Below are 689 nucleotides of genomic sequence, written 5' to 3'. Positions count from 1 at the left end.
GAGCAGCGTTTCGCCGCCGCGTGGCGCCAGGAGCGCCTCGAGGAGGCGACACTCGATGCCGCCGATCCAGGCGCCGCGCCGCGATGCGTACCAGGCGTCGTAGTGTTCGGGCTGCACGATCTTCCTCTTCCTCGTCCACGACACCGGCGCGCTGCCGGCATCGATACCTATCGGGCCCGCATCAGCGATGCCGCGCTTTACTCTTCTCCCCCAGCATTTTGCGACTGATACCCAGCGCCGCGGAGGTGTTTGCCGACATGAGCGCGGGTGTTCTCATGGTGTTCAACGGTTTGCCGCTATTTCGCAAGTGACCGCCGGCCACTATCCGTCGCCGGAAAGGCGAGCCGGCTTGGTGCTTTCGGTCGGGGCGCTTCAGGAGATGTTCTCCGAAGGCTGCAGCGCAATAACCGCCATGCCGAGCAGCGCAATCGCGGCGCCTGCGAGATCCCAGCGCGTCAGTGGTATGCCGTCAATAAACCTCAGCCACAAGAGGGCAACTGCGATGTACATGCCGCCATAGGCTGCATAGGTTCGCCCCGCCGCAGTCGGATGCAGCGTCAGTAGCCAGGCGAAAAGTGCCAGCGACGCTGCGGCCGGTAGCAACAGCCAGGCGGTCCTGGCCTGCTTGAGCACCAGCCAGGGTAGATAGCACCCGATGATCTCGGCCAGTGCCGTGACGGCGAACAGCG

Annotated in this window: 1 protein-coding gene; it reads right to left on the bottom strand. The window is 64.6% G+C overall.

All coding sequences use genetic code 11. The features are described from left to right. Positions 1-372: 372 nt before the first annotated feature. Positions 373-687, bottom strand: coding sequence for a YnfA family protein (locus GO615_RS27765; RefSeq protein WP_246262534.1), 315 nt, complete (start codon positions 685-687; stop codon positions 373-375). Positions 688-689: the final 2 nt, after the last annotated feature.

Origin of the sequence: Aromatoleum evansii, assembly GCF_012910805.1 — a bacterium.
Taxonomy (GTDB): domain Bacteria; phylum Pseudomonadota; class Gammaproteobacteria; order Burkholderiales; family Rhodocyclaceae; genus Aromatoleum; species Aromatoleum evansii.
Note: the sequence above shows the minus strand (reverse complement) of the source record. Positions and strands in the feature narration are given on the sequence as shown.